Origin of the sequence: Bacillus sp. FJAT-45350 (assembly GCF_002335805.1) — a bacterium.
Classification (GTDB): domain Bacteria; phylum Bacillota; class Bacilli; order Bacillales; family NISU01; genus FJAT-45350.
Window position 1 is genome coordinate 2,966,305 of sequence record NZ_NISU01000001.1, and the last position, 22,424, is coordinate 2,988,728.

18 protein-coding genes, 1 pseudogene and 1 riboswitch are annotated in these 22,424 nt (G+C 33.7%); of the genes and pseudogenes, 5 read left to right on the top strand and 14 right to left on the bottom strand.

Going from position 1 to position 22,424, the window contains the following annotated elements:
• Positions 1–68: 68 nt before the first annotated feature.
• A riboswitch (purine riboswitch) is annotated at positions 69–168 on the bottom strand.
• 48 nt (positions 169–216) lie between these two features.
• From CD003_RS14920 to CD003_RS14960, 10 genes are all read right to left on the bottom strand, one after another.
• Positions 217–2,367, bottom strand: coding sequence for a transglutaminase TgpA family protein (locus tag CD003_RS14920; RefSeq protein ID WP_096201847.1), 2,151 nt, complete (start codon positions 2,365–2,367; stop codon positions 217–219).
• A 26-nt stretch (positions 2,368–2,393) separates the two neighbouring features.
• A complete protein-coding gene (locus CD003_RS14925; RefSeq protein WP_096201848.1) occupies positions 2,394–3,599 on the bottom strand; it encodes a DUF58 domain-containing protein in 1,206 nt (401 codons plus the stop codon).
• Positions 3,596–4,555, bottom strand: coding sequence for an AAA family ATPase (locus CD003_RS14930; protein WP_096201849.1), 960 nt, complete (start codon positions 4,553–4,555; stop codon positions 3,596–3,598). The genes CD003_RS14925 and CD003_RS14930 overlap by 4 nt, the downstream gene beginning before the upstream one ends.
• A 287-nt stretch (positions 4,556–4,842) precedes the next feature.
• Positions 4,843–4,965 carry a hypothetical protein gene (locus CD003_RS22345; protein WP_257008325.1) on the bottom strand — a complete coding sequence of 41 codons (123 nt, stop codon included), beginning with the start codon at positions 4,963–4,965 and terminating at the stop codon, positions 4,843–4,845.
• A gap of 220 nt (positions 4,966–5,185) precedes the next feature.
• Entirely contained in the window at positions 5,186–5,446 is a 261-nt protein-coding gene (locus tag CD003_RS22350; RefSeq protein WP_257008326.1) for a hypothetical protein, read from the bottom strand.
• Positions 5,447–5,575: 129 nt separating this feature from the next.
• On the bottom strand, positions 5,576–7,003 hold the full coding sequence (locus CD003_RS14935; RefSeq protein ID WP_257008327.1) for a LysM peptidoglycan-binding domain-containing protein: 1,428 nt from the start codon (positions 7,001–7,003) through the stop codon (positions 5,576–5,578).
• 1,346 nt (positions 7,004–8,349) lie between these two features.
• The gene (locus CD003_RS14945; protein ID WP_096201850.1) at positions 8,350–8,919 is read right to left on the bottom strand and encodes an SF0329 family protein; all 570 of its coding nucleotides are present in this window, start codon (positions 8,917–8,919) and stop codon (positions 8,350–8,352) included.
• 623 nt (positions 8,920–9,542) lie between these two features.
• Positions 9,543–10,625: a hypothetical protein gene (locus CD003_RS14950; RefSeq protein WP_096201851.1), complete on the bottom strand. Its 1,083-nt coding sequence runs from the start codon at positions 10,623–10,625 to the stop codon at positions 9,543–9,545.
• Positions 10,609–11,997, bottom strand: a complete 1,389-nt coding sequence (locus CD003_RS14955) for a hypothetical protein (protein ID WP_096201852.1) — start codon at positions 11,995–11,997, stop codon at positions 10,609–10,611. Before CD003_RS14955 ends, CD003_RS14950 begins: the two co-directional genes overlap by 17 nt.
• The gene (locus CD003_RS14960) at positions 11,990–12,460 is read right to left on the bottom strand and encodes a hypothetical protein (protein ID WP_096201853.1); all 471 of its coding nucleotides are present in this window, start codon (positions 12,458–12,460) and stop codon (positions 11,990–11,992) included. The genes CD003_RS14955 and CD003_RS14960 overlap by 8 nt, the downstream gene beginning before the upstream one ends.
• Positions 12,461–12,628: 168 nt before the next feature.
• Between CD003_RS14960 and CD003_RS14965 the strand changes: the two genes are divergently transcribed.
• Together CD003_RS14965 and CD003_RS14970 are read left to right on the top strand one after the other, a co-directional pair.
• Complete coding sequence (locus CD003_RS14965; protein WP_096201854.1) at positions 12,629–14,212, top strand: McrB family protein; 1,584 nt, start codon at positions 12,629–12,631, stop codon at positions 14,210–14,212.
• Entirely contained in the window at positions 14,209–15,453 is a 1,245-nt protein-coding gene (locus CD003_RS14970; protein ID WP_096201855.1) for a 5-methylcytosine restriction system specificity protein McrC, read from the top strand. Before CD003_RS14965 ends, CD003_RS14970 begins: the two co-directional genes overlap by 4 nt.
• Positions 15,454–15,482: 29 nt before the next feature.
• On the opposite strand, the gene CD003_RS14975 is transcribed toward CD003_RS14970, so the two are convergent.
• From CD003_RS14975 to CD003_RS14990, 4 genes and pseudogenes are all read right to left on the bottom strand, one after another.
• Entirely contained in the window at positions 15,483–16,565 is a 1,083-nt protein-coding gene (locus CD003_RS14975) for a DNA cytosine methyltransferase (RefSeq protein ID WP_218838253.1), read from the bottom strand.
• Positions 16,566–16,634: 69 nt separating this feature from the next.
• Positions 16,635–17,000 (bottom strand): MazG nucleotide pyrophosphohydrolase domain-containing protein, encoded by a 366-nt coding sequence (locus tag CD003_RS14980; RefSeq protein WP_096201857.1) that lies wholly within the window; start codon positions 16,998–17,000, stop codon positions 16,635–16,637.
• 118 nt (positions 17,001–17,118) lie between these two features.
• Positions 17,119–18,240 (bottom strand): site-specific integrase, encoded by a 1,122-nt coding sequence (locus CD003_RS14985; protein WP_096201858.1) that lies wholly within the window; start codon positions 18,238–18,240, stop codon positions 17,119–17,121.
• Positions 18,241–18,515: 275 nt separating this feature from the next.
• Positions 18,516–19,033, bottom strand: a pseudogene (locus tag CD003_RS14990) (JAB domain-containing protein).
• A 197-nt stretch (positions 19,034–19,230) separates the two neighbouring features.
• On the opposite strand from CD003_RS14990, the gene CD003_RS14995 reads away from it, so the two are divergent.
• The 3 genes from CD003_RS14995 (at position 19,231) to CD003_RS15005 (ending at position 22,113) form a co-directional block, all read left to right on the top strand.
• Positions 19,231–20,274, top strand: a complete 1,044-nt coding sequence (locus CD003_RS14995) for a hypothetical protein (RefSeq protein WP_096201859.1) — start codon at positions 19,231–19,233, stop codon at positions 20,272–20,274.
• Between the two features lie 937 nt (positions 20,275–21,211).
• Positions 21,212–21,625, top strand: a complete 414-nt coding sequence (locus CD003_RS15000; RefSeq protein WP_096201860.1) for a DUF2538 family protein — start codon at positions 21,212–21,214, stop codon at positions 21,623–21,625.
• Complete coding sequence (locus tag CD003_RS15005; RefSeq protein WP_096201861.1) at positions 21,622–22,113, top strand: hypothetical protein; 492 nt, start codon at positions 21,622–21,624, stop codon at positions 22,111–22,113. The genes CD003_RS15000 and CD003_RS15005 overlap by 4 nt, the downstream gene beginning before the upstream one ends.
• Positions 22,114–22,424: the final 311 nt, after the last annotated feature.

The following is a 22,424-nucleotide window of genomic DNA, read 5'->3' on the forward strand; positions in this document are numbered from 1 at the left end:
CCAATAAATCCACAATCTATAGATAAAGAGCTAGAATTCCCCATAAAATTAAAGGCAGATTCTAGCTCTTTCTAACACTCTGCCTTCATAGTCGGATATTTACGGCACCCGCTAGAAACTCTTAAGCCATATTCTTAAGAATATATGAAGGAAACTATTATTCGGACATAATTCGACAATAACACGGACTAATTGTATCAATGACTAACAAAGTGGTCAAGAACCGATTTTTATAATTAAATTTTTCCACAATTTTCGGTTTTCCGTCCACTCCTTCTCAGGGGATGCACCACCATAATATACCTTTTCATAACTCTCCGTTAACTTCACCATTTCCGATGATGAAAACTTCTCATCTACTCGTCGTGCATACTCTCGTAACGTCTCTTGCTTTTCCTTCTTCACACCACGAAGACGAAGAAACCAAAGGAGACCTTCATAAGCATGTTGGAACGCTTCTTGCCCATTACTGCGTCCAAACCGTGTAAGGATATAACGTACAATCAATCGTTTTCTCTGCCATAGAAGCACACTTAGTAGAGCTATTACTGCAAAGGCACTCATAATCTTTGCACCTGAAGAGAACCAATTTACGAGCGCTATTCCTAAACCTTCATTTTCATTCCTATCCTCTTCAAACTGTGCCATCGCCTCTTCAGCTTCAGGCTGCTCTCTTTCTCCTCTTTCAAATTCTTCTCTTTCAGAATCAAACTCAGGAAGGTCAACGGAAAAGTCAAAGCTATGAGTAAACCCTCTCGTAGGCTCAAAAGGTACCCAACCAACTTCAGGGAAATATACCTCTACCCACGAATGGGCGTTTTCATTTGTTACTTCATATACATTTAAACCATCATCTAATCGCTGTATTCTGTCACCTTGAGTAAATCCTTTTACCCACCGAGTCGGAATCCCTTGTGTTCGAAGCAGTACTGCCATTGATGTAGAGAAATTATCACAATAACCACGTCTAGTTTCAAATAAAAATTGATCTACATAGTCTTCATCACCAGTTGGTACTGGAATATTTGTTGTTTCATATGTGTATCCAGACCTAGAGAAATATCTCTCGACCGCCTTTACCTTGTCATACCGATTAGATTCTGAACTAACAATTTCTTCAGCTAGATCAAAAACTCTTTCTGGTAATTCCTCAGGAAGCTGTAAGTAGTGTTCTTGGATTTCGAATGGATCTACTCCATCTAACTCCCTTAGCATCGTAATTGAGAACTCTGGATAATCGATTTCTAATTCATAGTTACTTAACATTCTTGAGCCACCAGAATAGAACGTGTTTCCTTTCCCAGTATGAAAATCAACTGCAACACGTGCTTCAGCTCCATAGGAATTAAGGTGTAAGAGCTCACCAGGATAAAATACGTGAGAAAATCCTCTCCCTTGTGCCATTTCAACAGATACTACTGCTCGCTCTAACGTAATATTCCCCTCATAATGGAAGCTTCTTTCCATATACTCTTCTGGGGTCGTTACTTCCCAACCCTTGCCTGTATAATGATTCTTGGATTCACCACGCCAATAATACCCTTTTTCAGCTACTGCATAAAACACAGGGGTGTCATCATTTATAAAACCTCCACCTAGCTGCTCATCATTGTTACCATAACCAATTCGTTGCGTTCGTGTCAGTGGAATGCTACCTTCAGAAGGAATGCCTAACGACGCTTTGACAAACGGAACAGGGTCATCCCATTGTGGCTCCATTTTAGGCGAAAGATAACCAATTGAACCTGCAACTAAAATGACTAGCAGTAACAGAGATGCAAATCGTATTGGTAGGTAGCTTGAATAGGTCGCTAACTTTTCCTTATCAATCATTCGATACATTGTCACCAAGCCCAACAGTAGAAAGCCTATGACAAATGTTCTAATAATCGCAAACGTCGCATCATATTCCGTAAATGTATCCATGACCGTAATATATATAATTGTAAACAATAAGAAAAATAGAATTCTCTTAGCCTGTACAGTCCAGAAATAGAGTAAATAACTCATCACAGCTAGAAGAATTAAAAAGAGTAAGCTTCTGAACATAAATGTTAAGCCCATCCAATACCCAATCGACATCATTTCTATGTTATAGACCAGGTCTGATATAAAGAAACCAAACCATTCTCTAGACATAAAGCTTTGCTCAAAGAAGAGAATATGAAGGCCGTATAAAGTAACAATGACCTTACCTATAAGCGAAAGCCACCAAGGAACCTGGAGAAATGTGATTAAAAAGAAAAAAGACGCAAAAAGCATAAATACGTGTATATATCCTGTATCTGTCACTTCAGGTAAGGGCATAAGCCACTCCATTAACAATAAATAGCTTAACCCGTAAAGAAATAGATTCCTCGCAGTCATTGTACTTGTTATCCCTCCCTTCTATTTCATATCATTGATTGATTGAATTCTTCGTTCGGAAACTGAAACACTCTTACTCTATTACGTCTTAGGCTGTCGAGCCTTTCGCGTTCTTCTGTTGATAGTTCACTTTCAGCTTGCGTCCAACAAACTCTCACATCCGATGATATACGAAGTGATTGAACTAGACTTACAAATTCTTCTGACAATGTTGTTGTAATCAGGACAATCATCTCACCTTGTGGTACTGCATTTCGATAGCGCTCTAACTCAAAGTAAGACTCATCTTCCATCTCTGCTAATGCTAGCTTTCGATACATACTATAATAGTTATCAAGCTGCTTCTCACACGGTATAACAGAGGGTGCTGAACGATAATCAACAAATCCTAAAGAAACAGACTTTGTATAAAAATAATTTACAAATGAAGCAGCAAGCTCAACCGCCCGTTCATAAGCATCTATATCCGGCACCCTAACAAAAGAATAGAGTCCTAGGAAAAAACGAGTCTCTTGAAATGTTTCAAATTCCTTTGTCATTAGTGACGAACTTCTTGCTGACTGCTTCCAATCTATACTAGAAAGTCTGTCACCGGGAACATATCTTCTAACACCAGCAATCGATAGCTCTTCATCCATAGACTGTGAAAGAGAGATACTCGTTCCTTCTCCTCCTTGACGTCTCGTACGGACCTTCCATTCACCAATATCTCGAAGACGAGGGTAAACAAGAATAGAGGAATGAACTTTTAACCTCGTGCTCTTTTGAAAGAAACCGAACAAATCTCCTAACGTTAATTCAACTTCATTAAATTCATGTTTCCCTCTAGGTAAATTACTTATTGGATATTGAAAGGACAACTCATTTTTGAAAGACAAAAAGAACAACGCACCTGAACCTATCGTATTTGAATCTAGTAACGAATTTGGCACAGTATCACGTATCCGTACATAAAAAAACGGATGTATTGAACGTTTCTTTATTGTGATCGTTACCTCTGTAGAATCAGCTGCATAGAGATCTTGCTTTGAGAACGTCCTTTCCACAACAATCCCTCGAAAGGAAAATAAAATTGCCACAATCGTTAACGCAGATACAACAAGAACACTATAAAATAAAAACCAACTAACAAATCCTCCCTGAAACATTGCATAGGCAAATAATGCACCATTAATTAAAAGTAAAAGAAAGGACTTAAATAAAGAAAGAAAAGGAGAAAGGACCCTCTTCATCTTGTCATAGCTTCTTTCCTTGTTGTTGGCACTGTTACTCGTTCAAGTAATTCAATGATTATCTGCTCAGCTGTCATCCGACTCATGCTAATATCTGTTTTTAATACAAGACGATGAGCTAATGTAAACGGCGCTAAATACTTCACATCATCCGGTATCACATATTCTCTTTCTTGAATAAACGCATACGCTTGAGCCGCCTTCATTAGCGCAATCGAACCACGAGGACTCACTCCTAAACGTACATACTCTTCTGCTCGAGTTGCTCTGACCAATTGAATAATGTAAGACTTTACTTTCTCATCAACATAAACACTCTTCACTTGCCTTTTCATTTCTAATAAGTCTTCAGGAGTTAATACTGACGAAAGCTCATCTATTGGATGACTATTTTCTATTCTGTTTAAAACTTCTAATTCTTCTTCCTCTGTCGGATAACCCATTTTTAATTTAAATAAAAATCGATCAAGCTGAGCTTCTGGAAGTGGATATGTTCCTGCATATTCAATCGGATTTTGAGTTGCCATGACAAAAAAGGGATTAGACAGCTTTTTCGTGTCCCCGTCTACGGTAACATTCCCTTCCTCTAACGCTTCCAGGAGAGCGGACTGAGTTTTTGGTGATGTTCGGTTGATTTCATCCGCAAGAACAACATTCGCCATAATTGGACCCGGCCTAAACTCAAATAACCCGGTTTTCTGATTATATATCGATACACCCGTTACATCGGACGGTAGTAAATCTGGTGTAAACTGAATACGTTTAAAGTCCGCTCCAAGTGTTTTTGCAATTGATTTGACCATGACTGTTTTCCCGACACCTGGTACATCCTCTAATAAAATATGACCACCTGCAAGCATCGCAACAAAGCTCAACTCGACCTCTTGGCGCTTACCAACAACAACTTTCTCAATATTATTTATCGCACCTTGCACTTTCGCACTCATATCCTCCATCTTAAAACCTCCATCTCCAAGGGATTCCCCTAACCACTATGCTAGTAAAATAAACTTTACGACGACTATATTACATTGATCATAACACGATTTTAGCCAACTTCTATCATCATTCATTTCCAATTTTACTAGAATTAAAGCTCCGGCGCCTCCTAAAAGCATAAAAAATCCAAGATTAAGAGAAAAAGGGATTATTGCCCCCCCTACTAAAATTCCATCATGTGTTTTAGATTCAATTAAAAAAGAAAGGGTGCAAGAAGAAAAGTTCTTCTTGCACCCTCAAATTATTACTCCCAATGCACCTCATAAGCTACATACATAACTCCTTCATACATGAAGAATGCTGGTGTAACAACTCCAACTTGTAGTGGTGGCAATTGTGGTCCATGCTCAGTTACTGTAACATCCACTTCAACTGCTTCAGTTAATTCAGCAAACTTTACCAGTATTGTTGATTCATCAATACCAGTTACATTCTCAATAGTAATGGAAAACCTCTATAAACACATACACTCCACTTAGCTTGATTAGTGACTGCAGATAGATGGTGTAGCGTTGTGTTGATTACCTTTTGACAAATACATTTACTCACGACTTTAAATTACGTAAGTTAACTAAGCATTTTACCCCCTACAACAAAAAAGTAAGAGTCGTGCTTATTTCAGATATATGGTTCTGGTCTGCCCATAAGATAAGGTAATTGTAAGTTGTTCCATCTATTTGAATAGTTGTAGGGTACTGAACGATTAAAGCAGCTTGACCACGCATTTCAAGAGGTTGGTCTTCAAAAGGAAAAATCAAACATGCTTCTTGTTTTTCAATTTGTGTGTTAAAGATGCGTGGTTCTGTACCGTATGGTAAGAGTTGGTGGAATGCTTCATTCTGGCACACAATATTAATTGTTTCATCTGAAAAAATCGCTGCAATCTGAAAGAAACCATCCGGACCTTCGTATCTTTCTTCAGTTACTCTTTGCCAATGTGAAGGATATTGAAACCTGACATTATAGGTCGTATTGGTTTAGGTCATTTTCAACGGAGAAACTACCATAGGTGACCATTGCAAAGTCGTAATCAATACTCCTTCAATTAATCGAATCGGAACAGGATGGTTTACATCCATTACCCGCATTTCGCTTGCTGCTCCCTCGTAGTTACACCCCGAAAGATAGGCAATTTTTTTGCCATCTGGTGACCATGTAACAGGAGTGGCAAAGCAATCCGAGATTGCCCTTGTTCGATCGTTTTCTCCATGCCTTCCCGTTGTTCTGATCAGTGAAAAATATCCGATGTCTTCATATGCAGTCGCACTATAAGCAATTGTCGATGAATCAGGAGACCATACTGGAAAATAGTTTTTTCCAAGCGGTCCTCCGCTCACTTCAAATACGTTACCAGTTGAAATTTCTACAGTAAAAATAATTGAGATACTTACACCAGGAGTTGTATACAATGCATACGATCCATTTGGAGAAAGTCGAACATGATTAAGTGCTCCCGCTATATTTTTGGTAATTTGCCGCTTACCTGTTCCATCCGTTCGAATCCGGAAAAGCTGACTGATTCCTGATGCATCTAGAGCTTGAAAAAGCAATTCAACACCGCTCTGACACCATTGGACATCGGTTGCACTCGGCTGGTTTATTCTCTCAACTTTATGTGTAATAACATTGTACAAAATAATGTCATCTTGCTTCGGATACACGATTTTTTTACTATTAGGTGACCAATGTAAATAAACTCCTAACCCATCTTCGAACTGATCAATACGGGAAACTGCACCTTCAGCTACTTGAACGACATAGAGAATACCATCTTTCCCAACAAAAGCGATTCTGCTACTGTCAGGTGACCAATAAGGAACCGAAAATGATTCCCCTAAGCCTGTTGTAAGTTGTACATTCACACTATTACTAGGATTATATAACCATATATCATAATCTCCCCCACGATTGGATGTATAGGCAATCAATCCTTGATCCCCAGTGGGAGCATAAGGAATGATAAGCCTCATCCCCGGAAATAAATCATAGGAAGGAAGCCTATTTACCTGCCTAATTAGCTCAAAATTGCTGTGTCCCCCTGTCATTACGTTAAAGCGTCTTCCAATTTGAAAAAGCGTGTCACCTGGTTGAACAACATAGTAAGGAACACCAGGCGGAACTTTTAACAGCTGCCCGACTTGGATCACATAAGGAGGAAGAAGCCTATTTGCTTCGAAAATAATAGCTAGAGGAACTCCGAAATATTGTGCAATTTTAAAAACCGTATCTCCAGGTCTTACACGTATAACATCAACACCAGGAGGAACAGAAAGCTGTTGCCCTACATAAATCATATAAGGGGGACCAAGGTTGTTTGCGGCAATAAGAGACTCAACTGAAAGCTCCCATCGCTTCGCAATCAGATACAGCGAATCACTGGGAAGGACTTTGTAAAAAAGTTGCATCACTTAACCCTCCATTAAATTAATTTATCTACTCAATACTAAATTTGATATAAAGTGAGACAGCTTTTTCGATGAAACCTATCACCTAAAGTATCCAGAAATGTGAAACTTCAATTTGTGGGGGGTTATTCATCCTGACTAATTGTTAGTTGAACCAATCGGGCTGTTAGCGTCCTTTATATCCCACCTAAACATCTTTGTTTTACTTCATGTTTTGAAGTGAGAGTCTTAACAGACGGTCGCGGCAATACCCGCCAGTTTATCCCCCCGACTTTACAACATATCCATGTCCCCCCTCCTCCTGCCTATATGCTATTCACCTAAGTTGTCAAAGATTCAACAAAGTAGTTTTCATTGTTAATTCAGAATGTATTTTTTCTTTCTTGTTTACCATTCCTGCTTTGTTACTTCATTAAGAAATTGTGCAATCCCTTTTGTTAATCCGTAGAGCCAAGATGAATACTTCTAGCCTTATTTCTTATTCATTAATCCCTTAAAGTTAAGGGAGGATAGAAGTTTCAGTTCTTTTGATAAATTAAAAGGTGTTAAAAAACAATAAATGGCGACTAGTTAGGGTTGAAAACTCTTAAAACTCTGGATTATTGGGGAGTTGCGTAGGATTATTGTCATCAGCATCCATCAAACAAATCTCATAGTTGAATGTTTGATGGATGCTATTTTCCTCTACTTCTAATACATTTACGGGTCGGTACTCATAAGATAATCAAATTACGAAGAATGTATATCTATATGTAACACAAGAAATGAAAAAAGAAGCTTCTCAAAAGTTCAGTGAACTTTTGAGAAGCCTCCGTTAAAATCCTCAATGTAAGCTGCCCGTAAGCTTTGAGTGTGTAATATCGTTAACGAGAGGTGCAAAAGGTGTGGTAAATCAACGCTTTGAATGTTTTTGGTTGTAACATCTTTAACGGGGATTTACCGTTTTTTATGGAATTGCGTTAGCAAAATGTTAGCATCTATTCACACAATCCTACTGTGATGCTTGTAGGTCACAAAGGTATTAAATGATGTAATCTTGTTAACCTAACTAAAACTACATCTTGAGTTCTACATTTACTTTTATAAAAAGCTCTAGAGTTCTTCATCCTGAGTTAAACACTGGTTTTCTCAAGTTTATTACTCTAATTGCTAGCTCAGTAAGCACAATAATAAATGTGTAAATTCTCTTGGGTTGGACACGAGGGAAGTCAATAAGTAATGAAAGGTTTTCAGGAGATGGGAAGGGTTCCATTCTTCTGATAATCAGCCCATGGAATAACTAAATTCTACACGGCGATATATTTTTTTTTACAATAAGTAATGTTCTTGTGTTAAGTTATTTATTATCATAACGTACTAAGTCGTAGTTCATAAAAATACTGCACAGCTGGATGCTTTAACTTCATCTCCTCATTCATGTTTAAAATTCGTTTTTTTCCAACCCGTCTATCCACCAAAGCTAGTATATTTAATAGGATATCATTGCTCTTTATGCTTTCCTCTATAGGAGTGGATAAGAACTTATTAGCTACAACGGTAAAGTTTGATTTACTTAATGATGACTGTGCTGACAAAATCTCCTTTGCATATTCTGATAATTTTCTACTCCTTGCAATAACTAGTAGACGATCCTCTGGTACTATCCCCTTGGTTCCTTTTCTCACCACTTCAATTTCCTCATTATTGATAGGGAGTTGAATACCTGAATCATTCTTAATTTCTAGCTCTGTCTGATACCATCTGATTAAGGTAGTTATATCACTCATATTGAGTACATTCTTTTTATCAACCGCAATATAACAAATTCCTGCTTTATCAGGTAAATAACGGTAGCTGGTTGCACGATATTCAACCCTTCCATATAACGCAGGACAAAGGAAACTCTCCAGATTTTGCTTCAATTTGCTCCAGACCATGTAATTCTCCTTAATTCATATTATAAATATTTATTGAGGCAGTCGTTCTAATATCCATAATACAATAACCAACACATCGAACATACTAAATAAAACCTACAGTCAACTAAGATAAGAAAATACTAACAACAAAAAACCACTCCCTTTAAAAACGAGGCCGCTGCCTCTTTTCAAAAGCGCGCTATGAGTGGTTTTCTCATAGCAAGCGTGCAACGTGCGGAGCCATTACCACTTCTCGAATCGTCTAGATTGGACTTTTTCAGTGGGCTCTTTAAAAACGAAGATGGTTTTTGCTATTGAAATAAACTATCCAGATGAATAGAGTGTAATATCGTTAACGAGAGGTGCAAGAATCGCGGTAAATCAACATTTTGGATATTCCTGTCTGTAATATCTTTAACGGCGATTTACCGTTTTTTATGGGAAACCGTTAGCAATTTAAAGTAAATACTACAGTGGTTCGAGCACTCCACATGTGTAGAGTGTGTAATATTGAAAAATCGTGACTGAAAAGGATGTAGTAGTGTTCACCGCTAATCCACATTCCTCCTTTTGAAGTTATTTATGGGATATATAAAATTAACACAAATTAAATTACGAACAAATTATAGTTGTTACGGTATTCACTTAACTTTAATTTTCCATTTAAAACTAAACATTCGTATCATTGGTACTATCACCCAAACAATGATACCAAACAATGAGATAATCATAATTATAGAAATAATGGTTTTTATTAATAAATTATCAATATTAAAAGCTAAAATAATTATATTAATAGGTGTAACAATTACAGTTAAAATTGTTAAAATTAACCTAAACATACTTTGAGTGTTCCTAAAAAAATTGGCTTCATTTAAAAAAATAAATCTTCTATATTCTAAGACCTTATTTTCTAATTTATTTTTCAGTATATTTATTTCCTTTTTTACATTTTCTGAATAATGAATTCTCCCTTCCTTTAATGAAATGATCTCAAGGTTACTATCGTATCTAATAATTAATAGTGAACAATCATCAATTGAAAAGCTTTCTACTTCAAAATTATCTATTCGTAAAAGTTTTTTTATTAATCTATTTTCTTCTAGAGTAATGTCACGACTATTAAATTTTTCTTTAATATAATTCTTTATGCTATTAAAAACCTGACTTACATCACCACTTTTTAAATCATTCAAAAATAAGAACTTTATTCTTTCATCAAATGTTAATTTATCAAACTCATTATTTAGATAAGAACAAAACATTAAAAAATTATTATTGTCATTTACTAAATCCAGCCAAAAAATATTAAACTCAAAAGTATATAACTTACAAAAATGGATTATATTACTTTCCTTTGTTTCAGGATGAGGATCAAAGTTAATTTCAAAATATATAGAGACTGTTTCACTTTCCTTTTTTATAAAATGAAGCAGCTTATCTTTTTCCTTAAATTCACAATAAAAACCAATCTGGTTAGACCGAAATAATTTGTTAAGTTCTTTCACAAATAAACTGATCCACGTATAAGTGTTTATTGTAAAAACATCTCCATTTATATGAACGATCCCATCTTCAATTAATTCATGTAAATACCTTGTTGAATCAGGATATGGTGTAGAACTCTCAAAATGATCTCTATTAAAAACTATTTTCCCGTTATTATTAACTTTATATATTTCTAAAATATCAGATAAAACCTTAAATTTATACGCTAATATCATTTGGAATCATTCCTGCACTTTTTATTAATCGATCGATCTGTTCAAGAAATTTTTCTAGCGAGTTTTTATTTTCCCCATACAAATGTAATAGCCTTTTTAATAAATCTATAATACTATCCTTATCATAATTACAAATTTTTGAAAGAGTTTCTATGACCGTTGGATCTAAATCAAAAGCAAGCTCTGACTCTATTTGACTTGCAAGTTTAATATTTCTTATTAAACAAAAGTAAAAAGAATTTTCTAGAACATCAACAAATACACCTGTTTCATCATTACAAACATCATTAAGACATTCCCTAAGATTTTTATAACATGTTTTTAGTAAATTTTCTGTTCCTGCAAATGTAGAAATTAAACTTCCATTTGCCTTTGTTATAAGATCTTTCTTAAAGTTAAAATTTAAATAATCATATTTCAATAAATCAGTTAGCTGATAAATAAAGTCATTGATATCCTGTGGTAATAATGTCTTAGCTCTTGAGATAAGTTTTCCATTAAAGCCATCTATCATTAAGACCTTGTTTTCCACTTCAGAAATTGTCACTTTAACATGAGAAATCTGATGTCTTTCATATAATTGTTTTAGTTCATTTTGTGCAATAGTATCCTTTATATCAGTTGGATTAAGAATGTCAACACCGACTTGGTACATTCCATCAATATTAAATTTCAATTTGGATGGTATCGAACCTTCTACCAATAATAGACTTCTTAATGATTGGTCTTTAAGTTTAGTTGGCTTTACTTCCCCTCTTGTGACAAGGATACACTCTAATACTTTTTTCACAAATAGTTCCTTTTGTGAATTTGTATGTGTGAAATTAGAGTAATTTGTTACTAATGCAATATTACATTCTAAAAAAATCCTAATTTCTGTATTTAAACTTATTTCATTTTTATTTCCTTTAAAAAAATCAGGTCTCTGACTTGAGAATTTGACATCAATTATTGGTTGTTTTTTTACTGTACTGAAAATGTTATAACTTATTTTAAGACCCTCTACCCCAAACTCATTAACATCTCTTCTTAACATTGACAATTTTTGATTTATTGTATCAGAGTTATTCATATCACCAATAAATTGGTATAGAATAGCATTAAAATCAAACATCGGCTTAGGTCTGGTTAAAAAGAGAGTTTTTATTTGATCATTAAACTCCTTTTTAATGTCTCCTTCCAGGTCTTCACTAAGCTTATAGAAAAAATTAGGGAATTCCTCATTATTTCGCGGTCTTGTATTTACTAAACGTTTTCCTAGAGCATATATATATAGTTGATTGTACATTTCTTCTGAAAGGTGATTCAGCATTTCCCATATAGTAAATACTCCATGTCTTGTAAAAAACATCTTCTGCTCTAATTTACTCATCAGTTAAATCATCCTCAATTAACATATGGTTTACGTATTCAGTTGCCCTCTGAATATTTGAAACCTTATTCTTAGAATAGAGTTTTTCAATTATATTTTGCAATTCATTTACTGTTATATTCATTGCATCTGAATTACTTAACAGATTACTAGTCGCTTCTTTGACAATATCTTGATTAATTCTTTTTCTTCCTTTATCCTTTAAAATTTCGACAATTTCGTATGAGAAAACCGCTGTTATTAATTTGTAATAATCTTGTATAGCTTTATAACCCTCTTCTGCAAAACTTATTTCAATTTCTTCTTCCCTACCAATATCTTTTATAAATGCTTTTACCCTTTTACCATATAGTAAATAATCTAAAGACTCGTTCCCCTCATAATCCTCCTCCTCGTTGTTACTACCACTTTCATCTCTAACATTTTCATTTACACCGTTGTTTTCTTCTTTTACTTCCTCCACTTAAAATCCACCTTTTTACTTAATTTATTTTATTGGTATTGTATCAAATATTTACATATTTTTCATTTTTATAGTGAAACTTCTTATTGTGAACTCATTGTTAATTCACTTCCAATAATTTATAATTACTAGTAAATATATCCTATTAAAGTAAAAGAGTGATAAAGAATGAGTTATTTTCTATCAACAAAAACCATCAAACATGCGTACAATGACCTTACTAATGTAGAAATTAAAAATCCAAGTGTATTATTTTCCTTTCTTATTCTAAAAGGGTGTAAATTTAATAGTTTGACTTTAGAACCGCTCGAAAACATTCCTAATTTAGGTGTAGATTTGACTAAAAGATTGAGTTGGCTTTTCGGACCAAAAGAAAAGCATACAGAAAAGTCAAATTTTATAAATCCATTTAGTATGACTGAGTGGGGAACGAACCCAAAGGAATCAATGGAAAAATGGGTTAGAACAAGATTAAAAAATAATATTATTGGTGGTGCTACTACTTGGAGAAATGTTATTCGGGAGGATTTAAAAGCTGCTCAAATAAAGTTTACATATGATTATTTGGATGAAGTTAAAACACTTACAGAGATTCATGAGAATAAAATTAACTTAATCGCACTAATAGTATGGTCAAACCGATTTACAGAGTTCGAAAGAAAAGTTACTTTTGGGGAACTTTCACAAGAATTCTTAAAAACCTTTAACATAAGTGAACAAGAATTTAGTGCCTTTTTCCACACAAATAACAATATTGAATTGGAATTTCAAGAGGATCCGCATGATGCTAAAGAAATTAGGGCTCTGATTGGTGAACCAGAATCACAAGAGGAATGGATTAACGTTCAATTAGTAACTGAAGAACAATCTATATATGCAAGGAGATTTGAAATGGAAAAAGCAAACACTAATCATACTTCAAATGAACAAATTGAAAAATTACTAAATCGCTACTATCAAGTAATCTTAAGTGGACCACCTGGTACTTCAAAGTCATTTATTAGTTCTGCACTTGGTGAGGAATTCAACTCAGTGACAAAAATTCAATTTCACCCTCAATATTCTTATCAACAGTTTGTCGGTGGTTATATCGTGGAAAAAAGTGAAGTTAATTACAAAAAAGGTATTTTATTAAATTTAATCGATGATATTAAATCCAAGCCAGAAGGTGAAAAACACCTTTTAATTATTGACGAAATAAATAGAGCAAACTTAAGTCAAGTCTTTGGAGAAGTAATCCAATGTTTAGACAGAGGCTATACAACACAAATACTTGTCGAAGGTGAAATGAGTGATATCTCGTTACCAAAAAATTTGTTTATTCTTGGAACAATGAACTCATCTGATAGAACAATAGGTTCAATTGATCATGCCCTAAGAAGAAGATTTATAAACGTATATTGCCCACCTAACCCCAAGGTATTACTTGATCTTTGTATCCCAGAAGAAGGAATAAATGTTCATGATTTATTAGAAAAAATAAATGATAATTTATTAAAAACACATAAAAATCGTGAATTAGTTATTGGTCATGCTTTATTTTTAGATGAAAATGTTAAAAAAGAGGATAATAAATATCATTGGGATTTGGAATCACTTGAACTTTTGTTCAATTTTAAAGTCCTCCCTATGGTTGAGGAATACTGTTACGGAAACTTTTCTCAAATTAAATCTGTACTTGGTGATGAACTCCCATCAAGATTAAGTGGTAGCGATTTCGAGAACGCAATCAAGGAATACACTTACAAATGAAAAAATTATCAATTAAAGAGAATACTTCGCTAACTCTTGAAGATAAGCATGTTGAGATTATCGATGAAATAATTACTAATAACCCTGAACTGCCAATTAAGCTTAATAACAACGTCTTATCATTTAATGACTATACTGTTGGTATTATAAAGATAGGCGATATTCTTATAGAAATAAATTCTAGAAATGATGCAATATCTATGAATTCAATATTCGAAATGTATTCTTTCATCAATTCAAATCATGTAGATCCATTAGATCAGACAATCGGTTTCGACATGGAGAATTCTTTTGAGCTTACATCAATTACAAATTATTTTCATAAATTATGTTACTCACTATTAGCACAAGGATTAACAGGTACCTTTAGTAAGAGAAAAGAATACTCAAATATAATTAAAGGAAATATTGTCTTTGAAGAGTACATTAGCCAAGAAGTTCCATATAAAGGGGTTAGTATTATCAGTGAGGAATATACAATAAATTCCACACAAAACCAAATAATAAAAGCTGCTTTACGTAAATTAAAAGAATCAGAGCAATCTGAGGATTTAGTCATTAAACTCAACCAATTATTAAGAGAATTTGAATTTGTCGATGACAGAGTATTTAATTATTATGAATTAGAAGATCTTGAAGCCACTTTTATAACTTTTTACTCTTCAAACAATTATTATCCCATGGTTTTAGAAACATCAATTAAAATTCTTAAGGATTTAAAGACATCTTACAGTAACGGAAAAATAGAATGGTACTCTTTCTTAGTAAATTCGAACGATACTTTTGAAAAATATGTCCGAAAATTGCTCAGCCTTGGACTTGAAGAAGAAATAACCAAGTGGAAAGACCCCAAAGTTTTTGCAGCCATCAATGCTAATCAAGAGATTGGATTAAAGAGTTACTCACCTGATGTTTTAATTGATTATAACGAAACTTACGGAGTAAGTAGGGCTGTACTTGATGTTAAGAATAAGTTTTTCGATCCAAGAAAACAAAACACAGCAGAATTAATTAGTTCTAGTGATCTTTACCAAATTATTTTTTATTGTAGGAAATTAAAAACGAATGTTGGTGGTGTCATTTACCCCACTAATGAAAATTATCCTCCTTGTAAAATAGACATAAATGACGAAGGTGACCCTTTAATTTTTCTTATTTCTATTAATATGACAGATAGTTTTGAGAACAGGTTTAATAAATTAAATAATGAAATTAAAGAATTTATTTTATTGAACACATAGGGGTGCTACAAAAGTAGCACCCCTATGATTTAAATTAATTGTAATTGTTCCTCCTTCGAGGCACGGATGTTCAGTTCATGATGATAAATCATTTTTTCTATTATTGCTTGTACAACTGGTACAGTTACCGCATTCCCTAATTGTTTCTTCGCCTGTGCATTAGAGACATTAAATTCAAACCATTCGGGGAATCCTTGCAATTTTTTACACTCTTCAACGGATAATTTCCTTTTCAGGTCCCATAGCTTTGGTTCTCTTGTTGCAATTATAGAAGGAGCAACACTATCTAGACTACTATAATACGCTTCTTGGATCTGCGTTTTTGCTTTGTCCCCAATATGAAACCTTAGTGTCTTATCAGGTTTGAGGAATGAATAAACACCATGTTTACCCTTCTTTGTATGTGGAGCATATTTGGAACTATCATGTTGAATTCTTTTTTCGTCAGACACTTTCATTTGCTCAAAATGATAATCAATACGATCACTTTCAAATTTAGTTAATTTTAATGAATCATCTTCATTATTAACATCAACTATATCCCTTAAAATTGTCCCACCCTTTAATCCCTGTGGAAATTCAAAGTGGATATTATTCTTAAAGCCCACACAAAACCATCTTTGTCGATATTGTGGTACGCCAAAATTATAACTATCTAAAATATCCCAATAAATTGTATAACCTAGTTGTTCTAAAGTATCTTCAATGGTTTTTAAGGTTTCTCCACTTTTATGTGATTTTAAGCCCTTAACATTTTCCAATAAAAACATTTTAGGTTTTTTCTCGTTAAGTATTCTTACAATATCGAAAAATAAGGTTCCTCGGATTTTGTCCTCAAATCCTTCTAACCTCCCTGAATAACTAAAAGGTTGACAGGGAAAGCCTCCAGCTAAGATATCAAAATCAGGTAAATCCTTAGCTTCAAACTTTGTAATATCTCCACTTGGCTTATCTCCAAAGTTGTGTTCATAAACCTGACATGCAAATTTATCAATTTCAGATGAGAATACACACTCTAATTTATTATTTTGTATATTTTCAAACGCTGCCCTGAAGCCACCTATTCCAGCAAATAAATCTATAAATTTATATTCACTACTTTGCTTATTCATATTAATCACCTTCATTAAAGTATTATATCTGCCGTGAAAATGAAAAATAATACGGAACGAAATATTTGCTTAAGTATCCTTATTTACTCTATTCTTCACTTCATCCATTTTAGCATAAAAGCTATCTTCTAAATCAATTTCAAAGTAATTCGCAAATTTAACCAAATAAGCAAAGCAATCTGCTATTTCTTTTCCGATATTTTCCTTATGTTTTTCTTTCGCCTTCATAAAAGCAATTTCTACACTCTCGTTCTCACTATTCTTTTTAACAATATTAAAAATTGCTCTAAATTCTTCAGCAACTTCACTAACTTCGGTGGTGAGTAACATATAATTATTTAATAAGGAGGCTTTTGCTTCGTCATAATTATTGTTCCTTATTTCCCAATTCATCTCTTTTTGATATTTCTTAAGAAATTCCTGCATCTCTTTCATAAAATTTACACCTCAAGTAATAATATCTATTATTTTACCATAAATCTTACTAATTATTTTTTTGTAAGATAGTTATTCTTACAAAAAATAGTTACTCTAAGATATTACTATTATAGTATTAAAAATGATAGTCAGCATAATAGCGAACAACATCAATCCTGCCATGCCCCAAATCAACTGAAGTAAGCCATAGGCATAGTTCTTTATGAGTTAATCGACGCTTAGTACGGATTTCAGATTTAACCTTAGCTCGTATATTTTTAATTGTAGTATTAAATTTTACCTTTAAATAAGGATCTAAATTGATTTTAGCGGCAACTTCCTGTTTTAATTGATGTTTGGTCATATTACAGTAATTGTCCATTTGATATTGTGCATAAGCTTTTCTAGCTGAATGTGAAGTATATTTTTTTCCACCTCGATCAACATTAGCATTTAAAGCTGCTTTTCTTATATTTTCTTCAACAAGCTTTTTTGAATGTCTAATAGATTTATCCTGCTGATAAGTATTTTTCACTTGAAAAACAGGTGCTCCCTCCTTCTTGCCCATTACCTGGTTTTCTAGCATACATATTGTATCTTTATGTTTAGTCGTTACAAATCGAACAAGCCCTCCTTTTCCTTTAATACGAACCAGTAGAGATCCATCATCCAAATATGTTAAATCTGATTTCTTTAATGATATCGCTTCCGTTATACGTGCTCCTAAATACCTCTGTGTTTGATGAATTTTTGAGATAACATCTGTGTTTGGTGAACGAAGTTTCAAAATTTCACTTTGTACCTTTGCATAGTCTGAATGCGATGCTTTTAAAGTTTTGGAATCTATACTCTTTCTAAATATCCCTGCTGCCGTTATCCTTTTTAAAATCTCTCTTTTATCACCTACTTTGACATTTCCCCTAAAAACACCCGTTACTTTGGATGCTTCATAAAAAGAATGAAGTGCATGAGCAAATCTACGCATTGTATAAGCTGAAACAGTCGGATCATTACATTTATATTCTTTAATTTGTTTATCTATAAAATCATACGCATACCTTGGTTTCGCCCGTGCTATATCGTAAACTCCATGTTCACGATATAAATAATTTGCATATGCTTGGACAACATTTCTATATGTTTCAACCGTACGGTCAGCCAGTTGTTTTTTTCTATGATGATTACCAAAAGTTAAACCCTGTTCTTTTACTTTGTCGAAAACTTTGTCTATTTTAGCTTTACTTTTATCTATACTCACTCTTACCACCTCCTAAAAACCGCGTTAAAAAGAAAGCTTTTTGCATATCCCTACTAGGGATGGTTCAGTCCGACTTTTCCTTTGAAAAAATCCGACTGAACCTCCCTGTCATTCTCACACCCAAAAATCTCCCATTCGTAAGACTTATTTTCTTCCTATTAAGCTTTAGCTTAATAGATTTAAATTTATTGCTTACTCATATTTCGACAGCCAGAATCCTAATTTCTGACCCTAACGCCCTTGCGTTAGAATTAATAATGGACTGCACTTTAGCTTTAGATCCGTGACAGTGGTCGGATCAGATGTGAAAATTGATAAATATAGCCTTTTTCCTTCATACTAAAATATTTGCCATCATCACCAACAATTACATGATCAAGCAATTCTATCCCTAATAGCTTTCCAGAGTCCTTAATTCTTTCGGTCACGTTAACATCTTCTTTAGATGCTATTGGATCGCCACTTGGATGATTATGCCCCAAGATAATGCTGGCACTGTTAGCCAAAATAGCCGCTTTAAAAACTTCCCTTGGACTACTATCGCGGAATTTAGACTACCGATAGAAACTGTATTAATAGCTGTTACTTTGTTCTTCGTATCCAAACAAATAAGTACAAAATGTTCCCTGTCTTCTTTTCCTATAAACTCCTCTAGAAGTCGTACTGCTGATGTTGGATCTGTTATTTTGTTCGTGTTATAAGGAAATGTCTTTTCTTTCAACATTTGAATCTTTACAACACTTAACCTTCTTTTTCTTACTGTCCTTTTTTCTTCAACTTGTGGTTGTTGCATATTTTGCAACCTCCTTCTCGTTTTTATTGTCGTATATGTTACTAGTTCGCACTAGTTTCGTTGTCGCAATGCTCGCACATATTTGCGACAGGTTTTAAATCCTTCAGATAATAACACCTATTTAAAAAATGTGTGAAAAAAATCCACTTTTTTTAAATTATGGTATAGGTTCCTTGTTATATCTGGAGGTGACTAATTTGAAACAAATGAAACAACAGCTCTTAAGAGCAAAAAATATTCCTGAATTCAAAATTGTAATTAAAGAAATCGATGAAGATGTAGTTTTAAATAAAGAATTTAAGGAGGGGAGTTTAAAACCTTACATAAAAACTGGAGTTAGATTACATGAAAATACAATTGAGTTACCCATTTGGGATGATGAAAATTTATTTAAAGAATTCATTCCTCCTTGGGGATTTCATAAATTTTGTGATTTTCAAAAGAGTGAATTCGGTTTAGGTCTCATTCACATTCAATTTCGATATGGGAAGAAAATTAGAAAAAAGAGTGATTACAGGTTTAGGGAAGAAAAGGATGTCGAAAAAATTGATTTTTATTTTTTATATGACTTTCATAAGGAACATTATTTGGAGGTGAAGCCTGAAAATAGCGAAGAATGGCAAAGGAGAGTATCAGAAATGGAAGTGATAGAAAATCAAACTTTTACATTTGTTTGGGATTATCTTGTTAATAAAAGATCTACCTTTATTGAGAACAATGAAAAATTTAAAAAGAGTAACAGAAAAACATACTTAGACATAAAAAATCATTTATTGCTACTGGAGGTATTTTTGGAGGATACTTGGTTATATTTTGATTTACTATTTATTGTTTATGGAGATTTAACACAAGAAGAACATTTTTATTTGGAACAAGCAATTAGACGGCAAAAAAAGCTTATAACGAACAGCATTGATTATATTCAGCAATTTAATGATGATCAATTATTTGACGCATATGATGACTATGCTAATAGAAAGGATAATAAATCAGCATTCGGTATTATTTCAGAGACCTTTTTTATGATTGATACCCTACTTAAAGCTAGAAAAGAGAAAATAGAAAGTGATGAATGGTTTGTTTATAACCCTACACAAGGTTTTTTACATATGGATAAGAAAAGTAAGAAACTCTATCCTAATTTTGCTGAAGTAGAAAGAAGACGCTCTCTTTATCAACAGGCAGCAAATTCTGAATCAGAAAAAACACTTCATATTGAAATATTTAATAGGCAAAAATAATCGGTTGACAATAATACAATTCCAATTACAATACTCTCGACGGATGACTAATAAAAACGAAGAAATAACCTCTTTTTAAAAGTTCGGGGCTAGTTTTAAGCTAGTCCCCTTGATAACCTCACCCTTCATCTATCGATAAAAAAGAAGTGACACCCGCTAATTATATATTGAAGGACACTAACGCCCTTCGGTTGTTGGCGACAAAAAACTGGTTGCAAAACTTTTTGCAACCAGTTTTTCGTCGAAAATTTTTTTGAAAACAATAAAAGGGTTTTCTAAAAAGAATAAAAATAATATTACACGCAATTAAATATCACTGGCAGAGAGCCTCAATTAGTTATGGCAGGCATGACTAATTGGAAAAAAGACGTATCAATTTGTGGCAGTTCCCCGTCTAACTACACCACGCCTAACCAGCGTGAGCGTCCGTTAGATGGGTGATCTATTTCTCAGATTTATACCGTCCCTGTGCTTTTTAGCAGTAGGTCGAAAGTGTACCTTGTGGTGAGGTGGTTGGTAAAGCAGGACCTGAGCGACTTGTCCCCAATGTTTAATTGGCAGTACAGCACTTTTGATGTGAGTGAATACGGTGGCTCCGTCACGCAATGTATTCTTAAGCTATTCCTACCCTTTTTAGGGGGTAGTCCGCTCGCTCCCCCAGTTTCAACCACCCGCAATGATAGCTGTTAACCCTAAAACCTTTAAACATCTCAAAAAAAGTTTTTGGTAATTTAATCTAGTAATCAGATTTATCTAAAAATAGAAACGCTGATTTATCAATAACCATAAAATTATTATTTTAATAATATATAAACATTATTAACCAATTTATGCTTGATATTATTATTTCAATAATTTTAAAAATTACGGAAACAACTTACAATAACAACTGTTGAGTCATGACCAACTAAATTCATTATATTTGGAGGTTCTGCTAGTGTACTTTACAAACCAAAGTCACCAAAACACCTTTAACAACCTATTGCTACAATTCCCAATTGCAATAAATGATGGGCAGTATCAAGTAGCTTGTTACGTAAGTTCTCTTCCAGAAATCTACAATAAAATTAGTGGAGTTGTTGGGACATCTACACCTTTTGATTGGTATTGGCAATACTTGAATGACCTTAAAGATATCCATTTATCTAGCGGTTATGATTTGATTGCTAAAGCTGGATTACACATTTTTAACGGTTTTAACGGCTTTAATAAGAATGACAAATTAATAAGTGATCCATTTTCTCTTTACGATGCAATCAATACATGGGGTGACGAATTATATAAGGTATTTCTTCAGTCTTTGGAGATTGGTTCAGGACGAATGTTATATCATGGGGAGGTTTTAAAATGAAACCTGAATTACCAGACATCAATATTATGCTATTAGAGACAAATGACCTTGCTTTTGATTTTGACAATGCCAGCTTGCCAAAGCCTGTTCTAAGAGATTGGGACGAAGTTTTAATTAGCTATGCTTATGTTTTGCAAGAGGAACAGAAACTCTACCAGATTATGATGTATTCTTTTGACCTATCAAAAGAAACACTAGATGTTTCAATACTTGATAATGAGTGCTTCGAATTGTTCTTAATGCTTTCTGAAAGTGAGGAAGAAGTCCTAATTCACCAAATGGTGTTAATTGGTCATCAAAAGATGCTGAAAGCAGCTGGTTGGAAAAACTCCAATTTAATAAAGAAAATGTCCAACCAAAAAAATGTTGATGCCATGACTTATTATAAAAGGTTAATTAAACAATCCCATGTTATACGCTCAATGCAACAATGTTTCGAAATTGATCTCTCTAAAGTTAATGTAAAAAAGCTACGACTAAATTATTAAGCTTTTTGCTTAATCCACTTACATTAACTTTACCTACTGTGTATAGCTAATAAATATATCTCTTTGGTAAATGTGCCGTTTACCAAAGAGATACTTTAGGTATGCTTATACTTCCATACACTTAAAGTATAGCATATCCCTTACTTTTTCTTATACCAGAGATTATTGAGATTTATAACTTCTCTTTAAACAACATGAACAACATGAACAACATCAAGATAGTGGGAGAAATTATGACTATTAAACGAGTATTCAGCACTGAAAACGATAAAAGTATAAATGATGTTTTCCAAGATGCAATACGAGAAAAC